The organism is Flagellimonas sp. 2504JD1-5 (assembly GCF_053618295.1).
On record NZ_JBSIOU010000002.1, the window covers coordinates 1,289,612 to 1,309,834 of the forward strand.

Consider the following 20,223-nt stretch of genomic DNA (forward strand, 5'->3'; position numbering starts at 1 on the left):
CTCGAACTGACATTTAAGCTCTGTTTCCAACCTTCAACCACCATTTACTGACTACTGACTACTGACTACTGACTACTGAATATTAAAATATTTCAGAGGCTTCTTTTAATTTTTCCGTGTTCTCAACAAGCATCAGCTCATCAACAATCTTTTGGATATCGCCATTGATTATGTTTTGCAGGTCATACAAGGTTAAGCCGATTCTATGGTCGGTAACCCTTCCCTGCGGGTAATTATAGGTTCTAATTTTTGCTGAACGGTCACCACTGCTCACTTGTGAATTACGTTTAGCGGCATCCTCTTCTTGTTTTTTGGCCAATTCCAAATCATACAAACGAGAGCGAAGCACCTTAAACGCCTTTTCTTTGTTTTTGTGCTGCGATTTCTGATCTTGACACTGAGCCACCAATCCGGTAGGCACATGGGTTAATCGAACAGCCGAATATGTAGTGTTCACTGATTGCCCTCCGGGACCTGAAGAACAGAAATAATCAATACGAACATCCTTGGGATCAATTTGCACATCAAAATCCTCCGCTTCGGGAATTACCATTACTGTTGCAGCACTGGTATGTACCCTGCCTTGGGTTTCGGTTTGCGGAACACGTTGTACGCGATGTACTCCCGCCTCAAATTTTAATGTACCGTAAACATCTTCACCCGAAACTTCAAAATGGATTTCCTTATAACCCCCGCTGGTTCCTTCGCTTAAATCAATGATATTGGTTTTCCAACCTTTCGATTCACAGTATTTTGCATACATCCGATACAGGTCTCCTGCAAAAATACTGGCTTCATCTCCGCCGGTTCCAGCCCTGATTTCCATCACCACATCTTTTTCATCCTCGGGATCCTTAGGGATAAGCAAGAATTTTATTTCCTCCTCTAATTTTGGCAGAGCGCTTTTGGCTTCATCCAACTGCATTTTGGCCATTTCCAACATTTCGGCATCGCTCCCATCGGAAATAATCTCCTCCGCCTCCGCTATATTGTTGGATAGCGTAATGTATTCGTCACGTCTATCAACAAGCACTTTTAGGTCTTTGTACTCTTTGTTGAGTTTAACATACCGCTTTTGGTCAGAAATGATATCCGGTTGAATGATCAAGTCGGAAACTTCATCAAAACGTTGTTTTACAATATTGAGTTTGTCAAGCATAAATCCATCCGCGTTAAGCTGCGAATTTACGATTTTTGATTGGATTGAAAACCCTCGCGTTTCCCACTAATTCCCGATAAATGTGGTTCCCAAAGTAAGGATGTAGGCATTGAGGCCATCGCTTCTGTCGTACTGGCTGAAACGGAGGTCAATGGTTTTTAATCCGAAGGAAAGAATTTTGGTGTTTGTTAAAATGTCTTTGTACTGCACCCCAAATCCATATTGGTGGGCGTCATATTTGGATAAATCGTAATCCGAAGTGTAAAAATCAAAAGTTGACAAGGCATTTTCCTTGGGATAAAAATAATCTGCTGCAGATTGGGTATAATATCGATATGTGGGATACAATGTGAATCTGTCGGTCAACTTAATTGGAGTTTCAATACTTGCCGTATGGGAAGTAATGCCCCAGTTGTCCCAGTAAAAGCGATAATAAGTTCGTAAAATCAAAAAATCCGAGGCATAAAAGTTCAATCGTCCACCAAAAGGAACTTTAAACCTGGAATCAGGTAGTCTTTCTACATCATCAGCCAATTGAAAATCATCGATAAAGAAGTCTTCAGCATCTCCAAAATAAACCCGTTGAAAAGGGGTGCTCAATAGTCCATTTTGGGAAACTACATCCACAACAAGTGCCCCTTGCAGCTTTTTGCTCAAAATTTGAGAAAAACTCAACGAAACGGAATACGAATTTCTGGTTTCTTTATCAAATACAGTAAAATTAGGATTGTAAGTGCCGTTTCCCGTAATCCGGTCATCGAAAAATCCCGGGCGCAATTCTATAGGATAAATGGCATTCCACTTATCTAAAAATACGTTGGCACTCAACGTTAGTTCGGTATTTTTTTCATTAAAAAGTTTGGAATAGCTTCCTCCAAATCCAATGGAGAAATAGTCGTATTCTGAAGAAAAATACGCATTGGCACTCCAAATCGAATTTCTGTCTTCCGAACTGTGTTGGTAACTGGGATTGATATAGGCCAACAAATCTTTTCTGGATTCCCCGGAAGAAGCATCGAAAGGTGTGGGATTGATATTGGCACCATCCAAAGGATCAACATTGCTCGAAGAGGCCGAGGTATACGCAGAGAGACCAACGTCAACTGTCAACACATCATCCTCGTTCATGGGCATCCGCAGCACAATGGTAGAAGTGGCATCTGTGAGTTCTTCGGTACCCTCACCACCGGTAACCGCGGCGTTTTGACCATCTTGATTGTAATAACTGAACAACAAATCAATTTCACTGGTCTCCAGCACCTTTTGGGTATATGAAGTGTTGGTTTGCTGGGCCAATCCGTAAAAAGCAGTCATACAAAAAAGGAAAAACAGTGCTTTTGAACTGTTAGATGGTTGGATTATCGGATTATTGGATGCCAACAATTTTGCATTTACGACTTTCAATTTTTCATTTTTCATTTTCGTCTTCTAATTGCATCCACAACCTCCTCCGGTTTTTCCACCATTGGCTCCTGCCGATGCCTCCCGATAAATCTGAAAATTGGTTTCAAAGCGTTCCGATGCCCTTGCCCCGAGTTGCATTTCAAGATCATTGATATACACCTTATCGTATTCCCGTACAGCAACACATGAACTACCCAAAAGCAACAAAACAGCGAAAAAAATAAATCTTTGCATAGCTAAATTTATGGGTTTTTATCGAACAGTATTCCAGAACTTTTGTGGATTTTGTTATCTGAATCCACCACCACCACCTCAACACCATCAATTTGGTTGATAAGATGTATACCGCTGTCCCTTCCCATAATAAATACGGCCGTGGCCAAGGCATCGCACAGTTCTGCATTTTTGGCAAACACCGAAACACTTTGGATTCCTGATGTAGGATAGCCTGTTCTTGGGTCTATAATATGGGAATACTTTTCACCGTTTATAAGGATGAATTTTTCATAATTTCCTGAAGTTGCCACCGAGGACTCAACCACAGGCAACCAACTGAACACTTTTTCTTTGCTCAAAGGGTTGGCAATGCCTACCAGCCACTTTTCACCCGTTACCTTGGTTCCCCAAGTTGTAAGATCACCAGATGCGTTGATAATTCCGGCTTTTACTTGCTTGGACACCAAAAGTTGTTTAGCCCTATCTGCAGCATATCCTTTTCCGATAGCTCCAAAACCCATTCGCATGCCAGGTTCTGTTAAATATACAGTCTGTTCTTCGGCGTTCAATATTATTTTTTCATGTCCTATTTTGGCAATGGAATTTTTTATTGCCATTTCTGAAGGCTTTCCTTTCATGCTTCCATCAAACTTCCAAATGTTGTCCATGGAAGCATACGAGATATCGAATGCTCCATCGGTGATCTCGGAAATCTTCTTTGCACGTTCAATCAAACCAAAAAGTTCCGAACTGACTTTTATCGGTTTAATCCCAGCATTTTTATTGATCAACGACGTTTCTGAATTCTCATCCCAAGAAGAAATAATCTTTTCTATACGTTCAATTTCGGATGCAGCTTCATCAATATTGATATAGCCAATCTCCTCATTGGGAGCGACCACAGTTATCTCGAACCGTGTGCCCATAAGTTTCATGGTTCTTCTTACCGTAACATCTTTTTGCTGTCCGTATCCAACAAGACAAAAAAAACAACTTAAAAGTATTGGAACTATCTTCATTTTGTAAAGGTGTTCAAGAGTGAAATGAACTCCTTTGGAGAAGTGCGTCTATCAAAACCCGTTTTGCCTAAAACTGTCTTTTCCTTGTCCAATACAACAACAAGTGGAAAATATCCACTTGGATTAAATCGTTGTGCCAAGGACTTGTTGGCACCGGATTTTTCTAGAGGAAGTTTATTTTTCTTTTTCCGTGGAAAATCGGCATTATACAAAACATAGTGGGTCTTGGCATAGTCTGTAAAATCCTGAGAATCCAGAATACTTCGCTTAAAACGGATGCAGGGTGCACACCAGTCCGACCCTGAAAACACCAACACAATAGGTTTGTTTTCCATATCGGCCAATTCCAAGGCTTCATCAAAACTATCTTGCCACTGTGCCTGTAGTGAGCCAATAAAAAGACAGGTTGCTATGAGCACTATTGATTTCATGGATTTATGCCAATTTTAAGTGAACTTTATTCAAAAATCCTTAGGGTTTCACCGTTGAGTTCGGTATTGAAAACTTTAAGCGGATTGCTTGTCACTGAATTCAATGGAGTGCCTGTTTGACTGAATCGGGAGCCATGGGTGGAGCATCTAAAAATACCTCCATCTTCTGAAATGAAGCGAACCTCTTCTGTTTGTTGATGGCTGCAAATTTGGCTAGCTGCAATAAGATTTCCCTCCAAATTTCTTGCAACAACAATATCGGTATATCCCAAAGCAGGATTAGACTTCACCAATATAAACCCACCATTATTTGCCAATGGGGCCGAACTTGTCGCCGTAAGGTCAACGGTAAAATCCACACCATCTGGTTCGGGAAATTGTTCCAAGTCTTCTGCATCACTGGAACATCCATGCAAACAGGGGAAAGTAAGGGCAAATGCCGCACTGGCGCCCATACTTCTTAAAAAATCTTTTCTTTCCATAGCGTGAGATTTATAGCTATAAAAAGAACGCTAATTTAAAGTGAATCGTATACTAGTACTCGAACTTACCGTATTCGCTTTGAATCGTGAGTTTTTTACCCTTGGATTCCTCTACTCTACCCACGATTTGGGCATCTACATTAAAACTTTTTGAAATGGATATGATGTCGGCTGCAATAACCTCATTCACATACAGTTCCAAACGATGTCCGCAATTGAAAACTTGGTACATTTCTTTCCAATCCGTTCCAGATTGTTTTTGGATCAGTTTGAAAAGCGGTGGAATCGGGAACATATTATTTTTAATAATATGAAGGTTATCCACAAAATGAAGGATTTTAGTCTGTGCCCCTCCACTGCAATGAATCATTCCATGGATTTCTTGAGAGGAATACTTTTCCAATATCTTTTTAACTATGGGTGCGTAGGTTCTTGTGGGTGATAGCACCAATTTACCAGCATCCAAAGGTGAATCTTCAACGGTATCGGTTAATTTTGTGTTACCGGAATACACTAATTCTTCAGGGACCGAGGCATCAAAACTTTCGGGGTATTTTTCGGCCAAATACTTTGAAAAAACATCGTGACGGGCGGAGGTCAAACCATTGCTGCCCATTCCACCATTATATTCAGATTCATAACTGGCCTGACCAAAAGACTCCAATCCAATAATCACATCGCCGGCCTTAATGTTGGAATTGTCGATTACTTGATTTTTTTTGATTCTTGCGGTAACCGTAGAATCCACAATGATTGTCCTGACCAAATCTCCAACATCGGCGGTTTCCCCTCCAGTCGAATGAATAGTAATGCCATGTTTTCTCAGGTCGGCAATCAACTCCTCTGTTCCATTGATAATGGCTGAAATGACCTCTCCAGGAATCAAATTTTTATTTCGACCTATGGTGGAAGAGAGCATAATATTATCTGTAGCACCTACACAGATCAGATCGTCAACATTCATGATCAATGCATCTTGGGCAATCCCTTTCCAAACAGAAATGTCGCCTGTCTCTTTCCAATACATATAGGCCAGCGAAGATTTGGTTCCGGCACCATCGGCATGCATTACCAAGCAGTGGTCTTTACTTCCGGTCAAATAATCGGGGACTATTTTGCAAAATGCCTTTGGAAAAAGTCCTTTGTCAATATTCTTGATGGCATTGTGAACATCTTCTTTGGATGCAGAAACCCCCCGTTGGGCATATCTCTTGCTTGTGTCTGATGACATTTACATGAATTTTGGGCAAAAATAGTCGTTACTTGGCAAATAACAACTCCCTATACTTGGTAAATGGCCAATGGTCGTCCGCAATCAACTTTTCCAACTTATCTGATTGTACCCGGATGGTCTCAAAATATGGCTTTACATTGTCGCAATAGGCTTGGGCCTTCTTGTTAATGGTTGAGAGTCCATTGGCTCTTTTTCTAACGGTATTCATTTCATCCGTCAATTTTTTGATTTCGACAATATGTTCTCCAATCTGTTCCAGAATATTGAGTTGGGTCTCCGCAAACTTTTTATGTGCGGCTCCGTAAACCTCGCGTAGTCCGTTGATATTCTCCAAAAGTAAGTTCTGGTACGAAATCGCGGCTGGCAAAATATGTCCATAAACCATGTCCTCCAAAATTCTGCCCTCTATTTGAAGATGAAGCACATAAGCATCCAACTCTACCTCTTGATGTGCTTTCAATTCCACCTCACTCATCACATCCATATCCTTGAAGAGGGTGACACTCTCTTTTGAAGTAAGCACTTGAAGTGCTTCCGGGGTGTTTTTATTGTTGCTCAATTTTCGTTTTCGAGCCTCATCTTGCCATTCTTTGCCATACCCATCACCATCAAAACGAATGCGTTTGGAAGTTTTGATGTATTCCCTTAAAATATTGAACACCGCCTCGTCCTTTTTAAGGTTTTTCTTGTCAATAAGTGCATCCACCTCTTTTTTGAACTCCGTAAGCTGCTTGGCCACTATGGTATTCAAAATGGTCATGGGTTTGGCACAATTGGTTTTTGATCCCACACCACGCATTTCAAATTTGTTCCCTGTAAAGGCAAATGGTGACGTTCTGTTACGGTCGGTATTGTCCAACAAAATTTCCGGAATTTTTCCAACCACATTGAGCTTAAGCTCCGTTTTTTCCTCTGGGGACAATTTTCCTTTGGAAACACCCTCCAACTCATCCAAAACATCTCCCAACTGTTTTCCGATAAATATGGAAAGAATCGCTGGTGGTGCCTCATTTGCACCTAATCTGTGATCATTACTGGCCGACGCTATCGAGGAGCGCAGTAATTCTTCATAGGTGTCCACCGCTTTAATGGTATTGACAAAAAAGGTCAAAAACTGAAGGTTTTTCATTGGTGTCGACCCCGGACTTAGAAGGTTTACTCCTGTATCAGTTTCCAGTGACCAGTTATTGTGTTTTCCAGAGCCATTGACCCCTGCAAAGGGTTTTTCATGAAAAAGGACCATAAAATGGTGTCGGTCCGCAATTTCCTCCATGACGTCCATCAATAGCAAATTGTGATCAACGGATAGATTTGCCTCTTCAAAGACGGGTGCCAACTCAAATTGATTCGGAGCTACTTCGTTATGACGCGTTTTTACGGGGATACCCAATTTTGTGCATTGTTTTTCCAAATCGCTCATAAAGGCAAGTACCCTACTCGGAATCACCCCAAAATAATGATCATCCAATTGTTGTCCTTTGGCCGCAGCTGCCCCAACAAGAGTTCGGCCTGTCATCACAATATCCAATCTGGATTTGGCCAAGGCCTTGTCTATTAAAAAATACTCTTGCTCCCATCCCAGGGTCGCATATACTTTTTTTACGTTTTTGTCAAAATATTGAGCTACGCCTGTAGCAGCTTCGTCAATTGCATGAAGAGCCCTTAATAATGGTGCCTTATTATCTAGAGCTTCACCAGTATAAGCCACAAAAATGGTCGGAATACATAATGTGGTCTTATACACAAATGCAGGAGATGTAGGATCCCAAGCGGTGTACCCCCTTGCTTCAAAGGTATTTCTAATTCCTCCACTTGGAAAGCTGGATGCATCAGGCTCTTGCTGTACCAATTGGCCTCCCCCAAATTTTTCCATGGCTCTTCCATCAGGTAAAATGTCAAAAAAGGCATCATGTTTCTCAGCGGTAGACCCTGTTAGTGGTTGAAACCAGTGTGTATAATGGGTAGCTCCCATCGACAAAGCCCAAGCTTTCATTCCTTCAGCAACCTGATCGGCGATCTTTCTATCGATTTTGGTTCCTTGAAAAATAGCGGATTTCACTTTTTCAAATGCCTCCTTGGTTAAAAATTGGAGCATTCGCTCTTCATTGAACACATTTTTTCCGAATAATTCAGACCTTCTACCGGTCTCTTCCACGGCCGGATGTACCCGCTTACCACTCTCTTGCAAAGCTTGAAATCTCATACTTGACATTGCCTTATCTGTTTAAATCACAAAATTACAATTAACAATTTAATAATATATCCTTAAAAAATTACTTTTTTTTTATTTCACCCTGCCAAAAATAGGGGTTATGGAAATTATATCGACTTATTTGCCATTTTAACCCTGCAAAATGCATGTTATAAAATGAAAAAACATATTTTTGTCGACGAATTATTTGAGAACATATAACTACCGGAATTATGAGCAAATCTAAATTAGAGTATATCTGGTTGGACGGTCACCAGCCAACTCAAAACATGAGGAGTAAAACTAAGATTGAAGAAGATTTTAGTGGCAAATTGGAAGATTGTCCAGTATGGTCCTTTGATGGTTCTTCAACCGAACAAGCATCAGGAGGTTCTTCTGATTGTTTATTAAAACCTGTTGCTATTTATCCAGACCCTGTTAGGAAAAATGGGTGGTTGGTAATGGCCGAAGTTTTAAATGCTGATGGCACACCCCATCCTTCAAATGCAAGAGCAACCATTGATGATGATGACAATGATTTCTGGTTTGGTTTTGAACAAGAGTACTTCTTAATGGACACCAAAACGGATCTGCCTTTAGGTTTTCCTCGAGGAGGGTTTCCTGGGCCACAGGGTAAATACTATTGCTCTGTTGGAGGTAGATACACTTGGGGCAGAGATTTTGTGGAAGAGCATGCCAATCTATGTATTGAGGCCGGCTTGAACTTTGAAGGTATTAATCAAGAAGTTGCCCCAGGGCAGTGGGAGTTCCAATTATTTGCCAAAGGAGCAAAAAAAGCAGGTGATGAAATTTGGATTGCCCGCTACTTGTTAGATAGGCTAACTGAAAAATATGGCTATTACATTGAATACCATCCTAAACCAGTTAAGGGAGATTGGAATGGTTCTGGTATGCACGCCAACTTCTCCAACACCACCTTAAGAACTTGTGGCTCTAAAGAGATCTATGAAAAGATCTGTGAAGCCTTTAGACCTGTCACCGATGAGCATATTGATGTTTATGGAGAATTCAATGATGAGCGTTTAACCGGATTGCATGAGACTGCCCACGTATCTGACTTCTCTTACGGGGTTTCAGATAGAGGTGCTTCCATAAGAATCCCCATCATCACTGTTGAAAAAGGATGGAAAGGATGGTTGGAAGACAGAAGACCTGCTTCTAATGGAGATCCTTACAAAATTGCGGGCAGAATCATTAAAACTGTAAAGTCTGCAGATGTATAGTGTATAAATTAATTGTTGATAATGTGAAGCCGCCCCTTTGGGGCGGTTTTTACTTTTATAAATGCAGCCAACCCAAATTACCCAGTTCCCATTTTTAACTAATGGTAAGGTATATGAAAAGCGCATAAAAGGTTAGCAGCAGAATGCCATCTCTCCAACCCAATCGCAACCCTTTAGGGAAAAACACAAGAGGTAGAATCATAAAGGAAATACCCAACATCCAGAAGATATCGCTGGAAAGCAACCCTTGATCAACTACATGGATCGGCGTAATGATGGAAGTAATCCCCAAAACAGCCAATAAATTAAAAATATTAGACCCTATCAGATTCCCCAATGAGATGGCTTTTTCCTTTTTTATCACTGCGATTACAGATGCCGCAAGTTCGGGAATGCTTGTACCCACAGAAACTATAGTAATTCCTATAACCCTATCACTAACTCCAAAGGTCTCGGCCATGCCAACAGCTCCATCAATCAGTAATTCAGAGCCACCCCATAGCGCGGTCCCCCCTATTCCCAAAAACAATACGGTTTTGTGCAGCGGTAATAGCTCATCGTCCTCCGGCATTTCATCCACTACTGCCGTTTTTTGGAATCGAAGTAAAAACACCAAAAACAGAAATAGGAATACAACCAAAATAATACCTTCATACTGCTGTAACACTCCATCAAAATAAATAAAGCCGACAAAGAGCAATGAAGCCACCATCATTACCGGCCAATCCGTGGTATAAAAACTACGTCGCACATCTATACTTCCCAAAAGAACGGTTATGGCCAAAACAAGCCCCAGGTTGGCAATATTGGAGCCTACCACATTTCCCAAGGCCAAATCAGGAAATCCATCCAAGGCAGCTTTTATGCTTACAATCAGTTCAGGAGCGGAGGTTGCAAAGGAAACCACCGTCATACCGATAACAATTTTCGGTATTGCCAAACGTAACGATAGTGCTACGGCTGCTTTCAACAACCAATTCCCACCCATTATCAACAAAATGAGGCCAAGAAGAATAAAAAGTAGATTTCCCAAAGGTGAATTTTGGCGTAAATATAGATGAAGATTTATTCAAAAAAAGGGTATTATCACAAAAAGTAAAACTAAACAAACAGTTAAATAACTATAAAAATAGTTGTTTAACTAAATTTATAATAATATGTTTGGTGAAAATATCCAGATATGCAAAAATTGACCAATAAGGAAGAGGAAGTGATGAAAATCCTTTGGAAATTAAAAAAAGCCTTTGTCAAAGAGGTATTATCCGAAATGAGGGGCAACAAACCTCATTACAACACCCTATCTACCATTATTAGAAATCTCCAAGAAAAAAAGTATGTGGGGCACGAAGCGTTTGGAAATACCCACAGATATTATCCCTTGATCACTATGGAGGCATATCGGAAAAAATTTATCAACTCCACCATAGCGGATTTTTATGACAACTCTTACAAAAGCCTAGTATCTTTCTTTGCCAAGGAAGAAAAAATATCTGTTGAAGAATTAAAGGAGATTATCGACCTCATTGAAAACAAAAAATAATGGAAGCGCTATTAATTCATCTCTTAAAGTCGTCAGGTACACTACTGCTCTTTTTGGTTTGTTACCTTGTTTTTTTAAGAAAAGAGACCTTTTTCAAAGCCAATCGTTGGTTTCTTCTGATGGGACTGTTCTTTTCCATCCTTGCACCCTTTATCACTTTTAGCAAAACAGTTTTAGTTGCTTCATCACCTCTAGTACAAGCCCGACAGACAGTATCAGAGATTAATATACCGATGAGTGGATCCGCAACAAACCCATGGTTCTATGTTTTTGTAATATATCTTATCGGGGTTGCTTTTATGACCGTTCGTTTGACGATGCACTTCATCGCACTTAAAAAATTGATGCTTTCAGCAAATTTGATAAAGGATTATTCTTTTTATCATGTACAGACCTTAAAAAAGATTTCTCCATTTTCCTTTTTCAGATACATTTTTTATTACAAAACGGGATTTAGTCCAAGTGAACTACAAGCTGTAATCGAGCATGAAAAGGTCCATGCTCGGGAGCATCATTCCGTGGATATTCTTTTCATAGAATTCTTCCTGGTGTTACTCTGGTTCAATCCGGCTATTTGGTATTACAGAAATGTCCTAAAGCAAAATCTTGAGTTTTTGGCCGATGCACAAAGCTGTGGCCAAGGAGAAGCAAAGAAAATATATCAATATTTAATGTTGAAGCAGACAATTGGGACACACAGCTTATCCATTGCCAATCCATTTTACAATTCATTAATCAAAAAACGAATAGTTATGTTAAATCAGAATCAATCTAAGAGAACAAACATGTTTAAAATGTGCTTTGTGATTCCGGCGCTTGCACTTTTTTTGGTCAGTTTTAATACTAAAACTGAATTTATTTACAATTCAGATGATCAATTTACCGCTCCCACAAAAACCAATGACAAATCCATTAAACTTATCATCAGCAAAGACACTTCCAACGAAGAATTGGAAAAAATAAAAAAAGACCTTGCCAAAGATGGTATAGATCTGTCATATACCACTGTTCATAATGCCAAAGGAGAAATCATAGATATTTCCATGCAGATCAGTGGAAAAGGTTCTGGCGGTGAAAATTTTAGCGGGAACTACAATTCCAGTTCGGAAGGCCCTATAAAACCCATCACCCTTTTTTATGATGCTGACACAAACACCATTTCATTTGGCAACTCGGATTACAATTCCATAAGTATCCATTCGGATAGTGACGCTCAAGTTTGGATCCATACTGATACGGAAAAACATGAAAACATCACCATTGAAGAGAAAAATGGCGTAAAGAAAATACTCCGTAATGGTAAGGAAATTAGTGAAGAAGAGCTAGAAGACCTGAATATTCAACTTTCACACAATCATGAAGAAAGTGACATTAAAGTGCATGTTGACACGGACACCGAAACGAACCATAACAAGCACATCTCCATTAAAAAATACGAATCGGGCGACGACAATATTCATGAAGACGTGACCATTATAAAGAAATCGGATGTTCACACTGAGACAGACACCATTCACGGCAGTAATGGATTACTTTTTAGAAACCCTGGTGCAAAAGGTAAGCCCCTTTATTATATAGATGGTAAAAAAGCTAAGGAAAATGAGGTTCAGAAACTCTCTCCAGATGAGATAAAATCCATAAATGTTTTTAAAGGAGAAAGCGCAATAGATAAATACGGCAGAAAGGCAAGAAATGGAGTGGTAGAAATCACCACAAAAAACAAAAACTAGCTTAGAAACCTTCCCATCTAAGTTTTAAACCGGTCTAGTTAAGGCCGGTTTTTTATTTTCAGAATTAAATGAAATTGACAAAAACCTGCATTTTTTGGCCAAAATCTCCCTTGGTTTTTAAAAACCCTCTCAAAACACCCCTACAAAAGCGTCATTTCCTAATATTAAATTTCATTTTGCCTTTCATTTTAAAACTTTGTTGAAGAGCATAACAATTTTTTTAAAGGCATTCTCATTTATTTACTTACAAATATGTATGCAATTGTATTGATTTCTTCTCAAAAATTTGCAAACATGATTATTGTCATTTTATCTTAAAAAACGTAACCGGTTCACAACAATTTTTAACGCTTAAAATCAATCAACACAATGATCACAATTGTAAAGTTTTTGGTGATGCTACTCGTTCAGCTCATCGCAGTCATTTTTGTCTAACCTTTTAAACCAATCGCTATGCTTACATTATTTGGAATACTGATTATCTTACTAGGAATTGTTACACTGGTTGCGGGAACATTTTTCAATACCTCAGAGAATTCAACCAGTATTTTTTTATCAAAACTTTAGCAATTGACGTGAGCTTCATCTTCTTTGATTTGATTATTTTACATTTTTGTAACAAATCAAACTTAAAAAAGTGAAAAAAATAACAATTTTACTAGTTTCCCTAGTATGCCTCCAGGCATGCAAACAAGAACCTAAAAAACAAGAATCACCAAACCTCAGTGAAGAGTTCGCTGCTGTTTTGGAAAATTATTATGAGGATGGTCTAAAATTGAATCCTATCAATGCCACCACGGCTGGCGACCATCGATATGATGATGTTTTTTCGAATCAGCTTTCCGACGAGCACATCGCCAAGGCAAAAGCACATTTTGAGGGATACAAAAACAAGCTGGACGGTTTTCCTGATGAAAGTTTAACAGCTAGCGAACAAATGAGCAAAGCTATCCTGAAATGGCAATGCGACATCAATCTAAACGAATTCAACCATAACGCAAACCTCACCCCAATTGATCAAATGTGGTCCCCTAACCTATTCATGGGGCAGCTGGCAAGCGGTTCCAGCGCCCAACCCTTCAATACCGTTGAAGATTATCAAAAATGGATAAAAAGAGTGGATGGTTACTTGAAATGGTTGTCCAGTGCCGAAGAAAGAATGCGAGAAGGCATGGAAAAAGGGCATGTACTCCCAAAATCATTGATTAAAAAAGTATTGCCCCAACTGGAATCGTTGACAGTAAAAGATTTGGACAAACATCTTTTCTATACACCAATAAAAAACATGCCCGACAGCTTTTCTGAAGAGGAAAAATCCAAGCTCATCGGAGCTTATCAAAGCATGGTGAATGATAAAATAATTCCGGCATACGAAAAACTACATGTTTTTATGGCCAATGAGTATATGGAAGCAGGTCGAGAGTCAAGCGGAATTCAAGGTGAGCCCAATGGTGATACTTACTATGCCCATCAAATCAAAAAATACACAACCACGGACATGACCGCTTCGGAAATCCATGAATTAGGATTGAGTGAAGTGGCCCGGATTCGTTCCGAAATGGAAAAAATAAAGGAACAAGTTGGTTTTGAAGGTGACTTAAAGGCCTTTTTTGATTATGTGAGAGAGAACAAGGAGTTGATGCCATTCACGGACCCACAGCAAGTAATCGATAATTTCAATGCGATACATGATCGGATGAAACCTCAAATTGAAAAGCTTTTCGATGTAAAACCAAAAACACCTTTCGAGGTTAGGCGAACTGAAGCTTTCAGGGAAAATTCGGCAAGTGCTGAATACAATCCAGGTTCGTTGGATGGAACCCGTCCCGGAATTTTTTACACCCCAATCCCGGAGGTGACCAAATACAATACCTATTCCGATGAATCTTTGTTTTTGCACGAAGCAATTCCCGGGCACCATTATCAAATATCGTTGACCCAGGAAAATGACGAATTACCTAAATTCAGAAAAACACTCTGGTACAGTGGCTATGGTGAAGGATGGGCTCTTTATAGCGAATCGTTGGGAACGGAATTGGGTCTCTATACTGATCCGTACCAATTGTTTGGCATGTTGGGCGCTGAGATGCACCGAGCAGTTCGATTAGTTGTGGATACCGGCTTGCATTCCAAAGGATGGACCAGGGAACAGGCCATCCAGTATTCGTTGGATAACGAAGCAGAATCCGAAGCGTCCATTATTTCGGAAATAGAACGATATATGGCCAACCCAGGGCAAGCCCTGTCCTATAAAATAGGACAGCTTAAAATAAGGGAGTTGCGCAAAAAAGCAAAAGATGCTCTGGGCGATAAATTTGACATCAGACAATTTCACAATCAAGTATTGGAAACCGGCTGCGTTCCATTGGCATTGCTGGAAAACAAAATTGATAATTGGATCAAGGAAAATAGTTAAACAAAATCTGGGCCGCTTTAAGCGGCCCTTTTCTTTTTAATCCTGTCAAGCTAAAACTTTGATTATCTTTGCGTTGACTAACCAAATAAATTATGTTCTACAAATTTCTGGCAAAGGTCAACAAACTGTTACTTCCTTCGTACACCAAACGCCAATTGGACCTTTCCAAGGCATCCAAATTGCAGTTGGCCATTATTGGTTGGCGCTATTATGTTACCACAAGGGCTTTGGATTAGTATTTGATCAAGGATTTAATGTCGTACCCGTTAAGTTTATCTGCTCCATTCAAAAAACTTAGCTGAACCAAAAAGTTGCATTGGACAACTTTCCCTCCTAATTTCTCAACCAATTTGCATACAGCTTTGGCCGTTCCACCCGTAGCCAAAACATCATCATGAACCAACACTTTTTCACCAACTTCTATAGCATCTGCATGAATTTCCAAAACATCATCTCCATATTCCAATGCATAGGATTCCGAAACGGTTTTATAGGGGAGTTTATCTTTTTTACGAACGGGTACAAACCCTGCTCTAAGTTTTGATGCAAGCATTGGCGCAAAAATAAAGCCTCTACTATCCACACCAATCACCTTGTCTACCTGATGGTCGTTGACAAGTTTATACAAGGCATCACAGGCAGCACTCAACGCTTTTGGGTCTTTTAAGAGTGGCGTAATATCTTTGAAGGTTACTCCAGGTTTAGGAAAGTCTTGTATATCACGAATGTAGGGTTCAAAATCCATTATTTTTGGTTAGGAGGTTTTGTCGTAAATTTAAAAAGAAATATATTTGCACCCCATTAAAAAGGCCTCGTGGCGCAACTGAATAGCGCATCTGATTACGGCTCAGAAGGTTGCAGGTTTGAATCCTGCCGAGGTCACGAATAAATAGTTCAAAAAGAAAAAACGCCAAGTTCACTTGAGCGTTTTTTTGTTTGAGTCACTTTTCAAAGCGGAGCTTTGACAGAAAGTGGAGCAATCCTGCCGAGGTCACTTAGGATTATCATCCAAATTCAAAAAGTCTGTAAATCATTGATTTATGGACTTTTTCATTTTTACCAAATCCATCTAATATCATATAAAACCATGTAATTCGGTGTACGATTCGGTGCGCTCTTTTTCAGAATCCGCAAAAAGAATATCCGATGTATGTTAAAGAACCGGAGATGGGGTTTTTAAACAGAAAGTTATTCGAAATTAAATAACCTAAAGTTTGGAAAAAATGAGAGATTCCTTTTCTACATTGTTCTACGTCCGGGGCAGCAGGCTCGATAAAAATGGCATGAGCCTTATCTATTTGAGGGTCAATGTAACCTTGAAAAGAGGCACACGTTAGCCACAACCGTCACCCTTGCCAATGGAGTGCCAATAGAGTCGGTCAGCAAAATGCTGGGGCACCAATCGTTAAAGATTCACGGAAATTCCTCAATGGCAGATTGGCATCGTTTATTTGAACTTTTAACTTAGAAACTTTACCAAATCCCTTCCCCCGTAAAGTACTCTTACTATACGTACATATCCTTTCATTTTACGATAGAAAATTATGTGGGAAACATAGGGGAAACTGAAAAGCCCTTCCTTAATTTCCTTTCTTTCCTTTCCGATATCAGGATTCTTGGCAATTGCTTTGAAATGATCATTCAAACCGATCAGGTATTGTATTGTTTGGGAGGCACCAAACCGATATTGCCCGTATTCGAAGATATCCTCAATGTCATTGTCCGCTTCCAGTGATAGAACATAGTCTTTTATCACCCCTTCTTCTTTGAAACTATAATATCATCCATTGTTCTGGTGCTAACTGGCCCGCTCCAACCTTTTTCTATCTCCCTTCTGAGATCTTCAATGACCTTGTCCCGATAAATTCTATGCAGACGTATTGCATCACGGATGACCTCACTATTGTTCTGATATTCGCCGGTAGCTACTTGTTTGGCAATGTATTCTTCCTGTTTTTTTGTGAAACTGATATTCATAACAAATCCATTTACATATAAATATATAAAAAATGTCTATATATGCTAAATATGGACATTTAATGAAACCTTTATTTGAGCTATAAAGATCTAGACGATGGTCTTTCATAGCATACCATCTTGTTGAAAGTTTTTTTAGTTTTTCATTTGATTTAATATATTCTTAATGTACTGGTTTTCGATTCCCAGCTCTTTTAATTTGAGATAATATGCTTTAGCTTCTTCAAAATTACCTTTTAAAAGAAATACATCCGCGAAATACAACAGCAAACTTGGGGAATCAACATAGTCTTTTTGATACTTTTCAAGAATAAATAAGGCATAATCAAGTTCTCTTTCGGCTATCTGTTCCTTTACAAACTTTTGGTAGAACTCTTCTGGAATTTTTATCTCATAGCCGAATTTTTTTGATAAAGATTGGAAATGCGATTCAATTAAAAATATGTCATCCAGGCCTTCGACTCTTTCCGGATTAAATCCATCATGGATAAATTTTAGCCCATTGATGAATCCTTGTGTTGTTATCGAAACATGATTCTCATCCTTTAAAATTTCGAATTTATACCTGAAATTGCCATTAACTTCGGTCTTTAGTACCTCCATAAATTTCTTTGAGCTATAATAGGTGAGTCCACCCTCGTTGCCAACTGCTAAGAATAAGTTTTGGGGGAAAATGTTTTCCGATTTGAAAAAATCTTTGGCGATGGAAACTTGTTGCTCATTATTTCTTCCCAAACTTGGACTAAGAGCAATGTACGATTGAAAAGTTCCAGGGTTTCGCATCATACTATAAATCGTAAATAATCCGCCAAATGAATGGCCCGCCAACACTTTATAAGGATGCGTTCTGAAATTTCCTTCTACCCATGGCTGTAATTCTTCTGTTAAAAAATCAAGAAATAGTTCTCCTCCACCAAATCTATCTTTATTGTCATTAGCTCCTGCAGGCGTTAAGTCCTTGCTTCTATTATTGTTGGCTATGCCAATGACAATCATTTTTGGGATGTCACCACTACTTACTAACTTATCTACCAAACTAGAAACAAAGTGAAAATTCCATTCACCGTCCAGTACATAAAGGACTTGATATCTTTCATTGCTTGTTTGATAGTCTTCAGGTGTAAAAACTGCTATTTGTCTTTGCTCATTTAGAACACTTGATGCAATATTATATTTCTTCCCAAACACTATATCCTCTCCTTGAGAGTACATATTAATGCTTGACATAAAGATAAATACCATTATCAGAATCTGTCTCATCTTATTTTGTTTAATGGCGTAGAACTTGTTTATGTAGATATAATATACACCTTTGTACGTTCAAATCTGAACAAATTTGATGTATTTGGCAATCGTTTTATTGAACTTTAATTTATTTCAGTTGGCTACTTGGGATAATCAAGATGCAACTTGATCTTTCTTATCTGATTTAAATGACGATCCGTATGTGCAATACCGGTCAACAACAATTGATGTAAATCACGCACTTGACCAATTTTGATGTCCTCTATATTTTTCCCCTCCACCGGGGACCTAAAAGTGAATTGTTTCCTTAAATCAATTTCCGTTCGCTCAACGAAAAGCTCTAGCTCCTTCCGGGCCTTATAAAAGGCGTCCTGTCCTTCCTTCATTGAGCAGTATCTACCCATAGGTTCCAAAAACCATTGTGCTTTGCTCCTCAGGGTGTCAGTGCTATACTCGGAAAAATAAGAATCTCGTCCATCTGTTATCAATCTATATTGTAGATGTTGGGGTGATCGGGATATAACTGATAGTTCTCTAAAATGAAGCAGGTTTTGGATTTCCAGGTGTTCGATGATCTCAGCAATCGACCAACGTTCAATATTTTCCCTAAAGTGCCACTGATCATCCGTTAAGTCGGTAATTTCTGCCCTTAGCTCATTCGTGGTCCTGTTCAGCTCAGAAACGATCAACATACGCTCCTCTTCTGTCCACCATGTGCCAGATTCTTTGTGCTTTGTTGAACCATCAAAATTACATGCAACAAGGGTAAGGAAAACGAGTATGATTTTTAAGTTGTTTTTCACCTATCAATCCTTTATTTGAACTTTCAACGTTTTTGATTATGATTTCGTTGCGTGGTTCAGGAACTAAAATTAGTTAATAAAACGCAGATAGAAAGTCCGAGAAGCTTTCGTAAGTAGACTAGTACTAGCAATGAAGTATACAAGGTGTTTGAGCCAGTATTTTTAATCGATAGGATATATTATAAAACTATCATGAACCTCTTTTGTTGGTTTGTCTCCCAATTTTGTTAGAGCGTTTGAAAGTTCTTTTAATGTTAATACGCCTAATGGAAGTTGATGTTCTTTCGGCTGATAAATAGTTTCTATTGGGTAGTCAACTCCAGGTGTTTGAGTCATCTCAATGTGATTTCCAAGTATGGTTGAAATCTCATTATTGTCAGTGAATTTCACAAGACGTTCTATGCTCATTTTAAAAGTGTTCCAATCTTTTACATACAATCTACCTGGATAAAATGTATCTCCTGTCAATAAAATTTTCGTTGATGTGTCATAAACAGCAATTGAAGAAGCTTGATGTCCGGGAATCGGTATAATTTTCATTATTCGTTTACCTAATTCAAAATCAACAATTTCGTTAGGCCAATTTGATAAATTAAAAAAGTTGGTTACGTCTTCAACTTCCAGACCAATAACAGTTGTATTTGGTTTTCCTTCAAACTGACCGTCTGCCGCATGATGGTCACCATGTTTATGAGTATGAGCCACAATTAATTCTACTTCTCCTTTTTTTTCAGACCAATCGTTAATTATTTGCTTTACCGTTTTATAAAGAGGGAAGGTTTCATCATCTTTGGTAGCTCCAGTATCCATCAATAATACTTTGTCTTCTCCAAAAAATAGAAACATGAAAGGTGCTTCGTAATTCGTGCACTTGTTTTGACGTAGAATCCAAGTGTTACTGTTATATTTAACTACCTGAATTGGTGGGTCAGTATTATCTTCACAGTTTTCAGAACCATGAATCCAATTTTGAACATTTAAGTCAACCGTTTCTTCAATTGATGACTTACAAGACCAAATAAAAATGAGTGCTGAAATTAATAGTATAATTTTTGTTTTCATTTGTTGGTTTATATTGGCTCTAACTTGTTTATGTGGAGGTAAAATACATCTATATACCTCTGTATGGGAA

The 20,223-nt window shown here is 38.9% G+C and carries 20 protein-coding genes, 1 tRNA gene and 1 pseudogene; 7 read left to right on the top strand and 15 right to left on the bottom strand.

Translation table 11 applies throughout. The features are described from left to right. Nucleotides 1-82 precede the first annotated feature (82 nt). The 8 genes from prfA to ACULLG_RS15375 all read right to left on the bottom strand — a co-directional run bounded on the left by prfA (nucleotide 83) and on the right by ACULLG_RS15375 (nucleotide 8,157). A complete protein-coding gene (prfA, locus tag ACULLG_RS15340; protein ID WP_452127679.1) occupies nucleotides 83-1,159 on the bottom strand; it encodes a peptide chain release factor 1 in 1,077 nt (358 codons plus the stop codon). Between the two features lie 66 nt (nucleotides 1,160-1,225). Further along, the gene (locus ACULLG_RS15345) at nucleotides 1,226-2,473 is read right to left on the bottom strand and encodes a DUF3570 domain-containing protein (protein WP_452127984.1); all 1,248 of its coding nucleotides are present in this window, start codon (nucleotides 2,471-2,473) and stop codon (nucleotides 1,226-1,228) included. A 114-nt stretch (nucleotides 2,474-2,587) separates the two neighbouring features. After that, entirely contained in the window at nucleotides 2,588-2,797 is a 210-nt protein-coding gene (locus tag ACULLG_RS15350; RefSeq protein ID WP_452127680.1) for a DUF4266 domain-containing protein, read from the bottom strand. Between the two features lie 8 nt (nucleotides 2,798-2,805). After that, nucleotides 2,806-3,798, bottom strand: a complete 993-nt coding sequence (locus tag ACULLG_RS15355; RefSeq protein WP_452127681.1) for an FAD:protein FMN transferase — start codon at nucleotides 3,796-3,798, stop codon at nucleotides 2,806-2,808. Further along, nucleotides 3,795-4,229 (bottom strand): thioredoxin family protein, encoded by a 435-nt coding sequence (locus ACULLG_RS15360; RefSeq protein WP_452127682.1) that lies wholly within the window; start codon nucleotides 4,227-4,229, stop codon nucleotides 3,795-3,797. The genes ACULLG_RS15355 and ACULLG_RS15360 overlap by 4 nt, the downstream gene beginning before the upstream one ends. Before the next feature lie 26 nt (nucleotides 4,230-4,255). Then, nucleotides 4,256-4,711, bottom strand: coding sequence for a QcrA and Rieske domain-containing protein (locus tag ACULLG_RS15365; protein WP_452127683.1), 456 nt, complete (start codon nucleotides 4,709-4,711; stop codon nucleotides 4,256-4,258). A 52-nt stretch (nucleotides 4,712-4,763) separates the two neighbouring features. Further along, nucleotides 4,764-5,942, bottom strand: coding sequence for an AIR synthase related protein (locus ACULLG_RS15370; RefSeq protein WP_452127684.1), 1,179 nt, complete (start codon nucleotides 5,940-5,942; stop codon nucleotides 4,764-4,766). Nucleotides 5,943-5,970: 28 nt separating this feature from the next. Further along, nucleotides 5,971-8,157, bottom strand: a complete 2,187-nt coding sequence (locus ACULLG_RS15375) for a glutamine synthetase III family protein (protein ID WP_452127685.1) — start codon at nucleotides 8,155-8,157, stop codon at nucleotides 5,971-5,973. Between the two features lie 212 nt (nucleotides 8,158-8,369). On the opposite strand from ACULLG_RS15375, the gene ACULLG_RS15380 reads away from it, so the two are divergent. Next, a complete protein-coding gene (locus ACULLG_RS15380; protein ID WP_452127686.1) occupies nucleotides 8,370-9,380 on the top strand; it encodes a glutamine synthetase beta-grasp domain-containing protein in 1,011 nt (336 codons plus the stop codon). Between the two features lie 94 nt (nucleotides 9,381-9,474). On the opposite strand, the gene ACULLG_RS15385 is transcribed toward ACULLG_RS15380, so the two are convergent. Then, entirely contained in the window at nucleotides 9,475-10,413 is a 939-nt protein-coding gene (locus ACULLG_RS15385) for a calcium/sodium antiporter (RefSeq protein ID WP_452127687.1), read from the bottom strand. A 147-nt stretch (nucleotides 10,414-10,560) separates the two neighbouring features. On the opposite strand from ACULLG_RS15385, the gene ACULLG_RS15390 reads away from it, so the two are divergent. From ACULLG_RS15390 to ACULLG_RS15405, 4 genes are all read left to right on the top strand, one after another. Further along, nucleotides 10,561-10,920, top strand: coding sequence for a BlaI/MecI/CopY family transcriptional regulator (locus ACULLG_RS15390; RefSeq protein WP_452127688.1), 360 nt, complete (start codon nucleotides 10,561-10,563; stop codon nucleotides 10,918-10,920). Next, on the top strand, nucleotides 10,920-12,650 hold the full coding sequence (locus ACULLG_RS15395; protein ID WP_452127689.1) for a M56 family metallopeptidase: 1,731 nt from the start codon (nucleotides 10,920-10,922) through the stop codon (nucleotides 12,648-12,650). The genes ACULLG_RS15390 and ACULLG_RS15395 overlap by 1 nt, the downstream gene beginning before the upstream one ends. Nucleotides 12,651-13,287: 637 nt before the next feature. Further along, nucleotides 13,288-15,066 (top strand): DUF885 domain-containing protein, encoded by a 1,779-nt coding sequence (locus ACULLG_RS15400; RefSeq protein WP_452127690.1) that lies wholly within the window; start codon nucleotides 13,288-13,290, stop codon nucleotides 15,064-15,066. Nucleotides 15,067-15,158: 92 nt separating this feature from the next. Then, nucleotides 15,159-15,302 carry an SsrA-binding protein gene (locus ACULLG_RS15405; protein ID WP_452127691.1) on the top strand — a complete coding sequence of 48 codons (144 nt, stop codon included), beginning with the start codon at nucleotides 15,159-15,161 and terminating at the stop codon, nucleotides 15,300-15,302. On the opposite strand, the gene ACULLG_RS15410 is transcribed toward ACULLG_RS15405, so the two are convergent. Further along, the gene (locus tag ACULLG_RS15410; RefSeq protein ID WP_452127692.1) at nucleotides 15,299-15,811 is read right to left on the bottom strand and encodes an adenine phosphoribosyltransferase; all 513 of its coding nucleotides are present in this window, start codon (nucleotides 15,809-15,811) and stop codon (nucleotides 15,299-15,301) included. The genes ACULLG_RS15405 and ACULLG_RS15410 overlap by 4 nt on opposite strands. Nucleotides 15,812-15,874: 63 nt before the next feature. On the opposite strand from ACULLG_RS15410, the gene ACULLG_RS15415 reads away from it, so the two are divergent. Then, nucleotides 15,875-15,948 (top strand) — tRNA-Arg (locus ACULLG_RS15415). 442 nt (nucleotides 15,949-16,390) lie between these two features. Further along, nucleotides 16,391-16,477: pseudogene (locus ACULLG_RS15420) on the top strand (tyrosine-type recombinase/integrase); the annotation flags it as partial. Between the two features lie 48 nt (nucleotides 16,478-16,525). On the opposite strand, the gene ACULLG_RS15425 reads toward ACULLG_RS15420, so the two are convergent. From ACULLG_RS15425 to ACULLG_RS15445, 5 genes are all read right to left on the bottom strand, one after another. After that, nucleotides 16,526-16,822, bottom strand: a complete 297-nt coding sequence (locus ACULLG_RS15425) for a type II toxin-antitoxin system RelE/ParE family toxin (RefSeq protein ID WP_452127693.1) — start codon at nucleotides 16,820-16,822, stop codon at nucleotides 16,526-16,528. Then, nucleotides 16,819-17,043, bottom strand: coding sequence for a type II toxin-antitoxin system ParD family antitoxin (locus ACULLG_RS15430; RefSeq protein WP_452127694.1), 225 nt, complete (start codon nucleotides 17,041-17,043; stop codon nucleotides 16,819-16,821). Before ACULLG_RS15430 ends, ACULLG_RS15425 begins: the two co-directional genes overlap by 4 nt. A gap of 135 nt (nucleotides 17,044-17,178) precedes the next feature. Then, nucleotides 17,179-18,303, bottom strand: a complete 1,125-nt coding sequence (locus tag ACULLG_RS15435; RefSeq protein ID WP_452127695.1) for an alpha/beta hydrolase — start codon at nucleotides 18,301-18,303, stop codon at nucleotides 17,179-17,181. A gap of 125 nt (nucleotides 18,304-18,428) precedes the next feature. Next, a complete protein-coding gene (locus ACULLG_RS15440; RefSeq protein ID WP_452127696.1) occupies nucleotides 18,429-19,091 on the bottom strand; it encodes a DinB family protein in 663 nt (220 codons plus the stop codon). A gap of 162 nt (nucleotides 19,092-19,253) precedes the next feature. Then, on the bottom strand, nucleotides 19,254-20,153 hold the full coding sequence (locus tag ACULLG_RS15445) for an MBL fold metallo-hydrolase (RefSeq protein WP_452127697.1): 900 nt from the start codon (nucleotides 20,151-20,153) through the stop codon (nucleotides 19,254-19,256). Nucleotides 20,154-20,223: the final 70 nt, after the last annotated feature.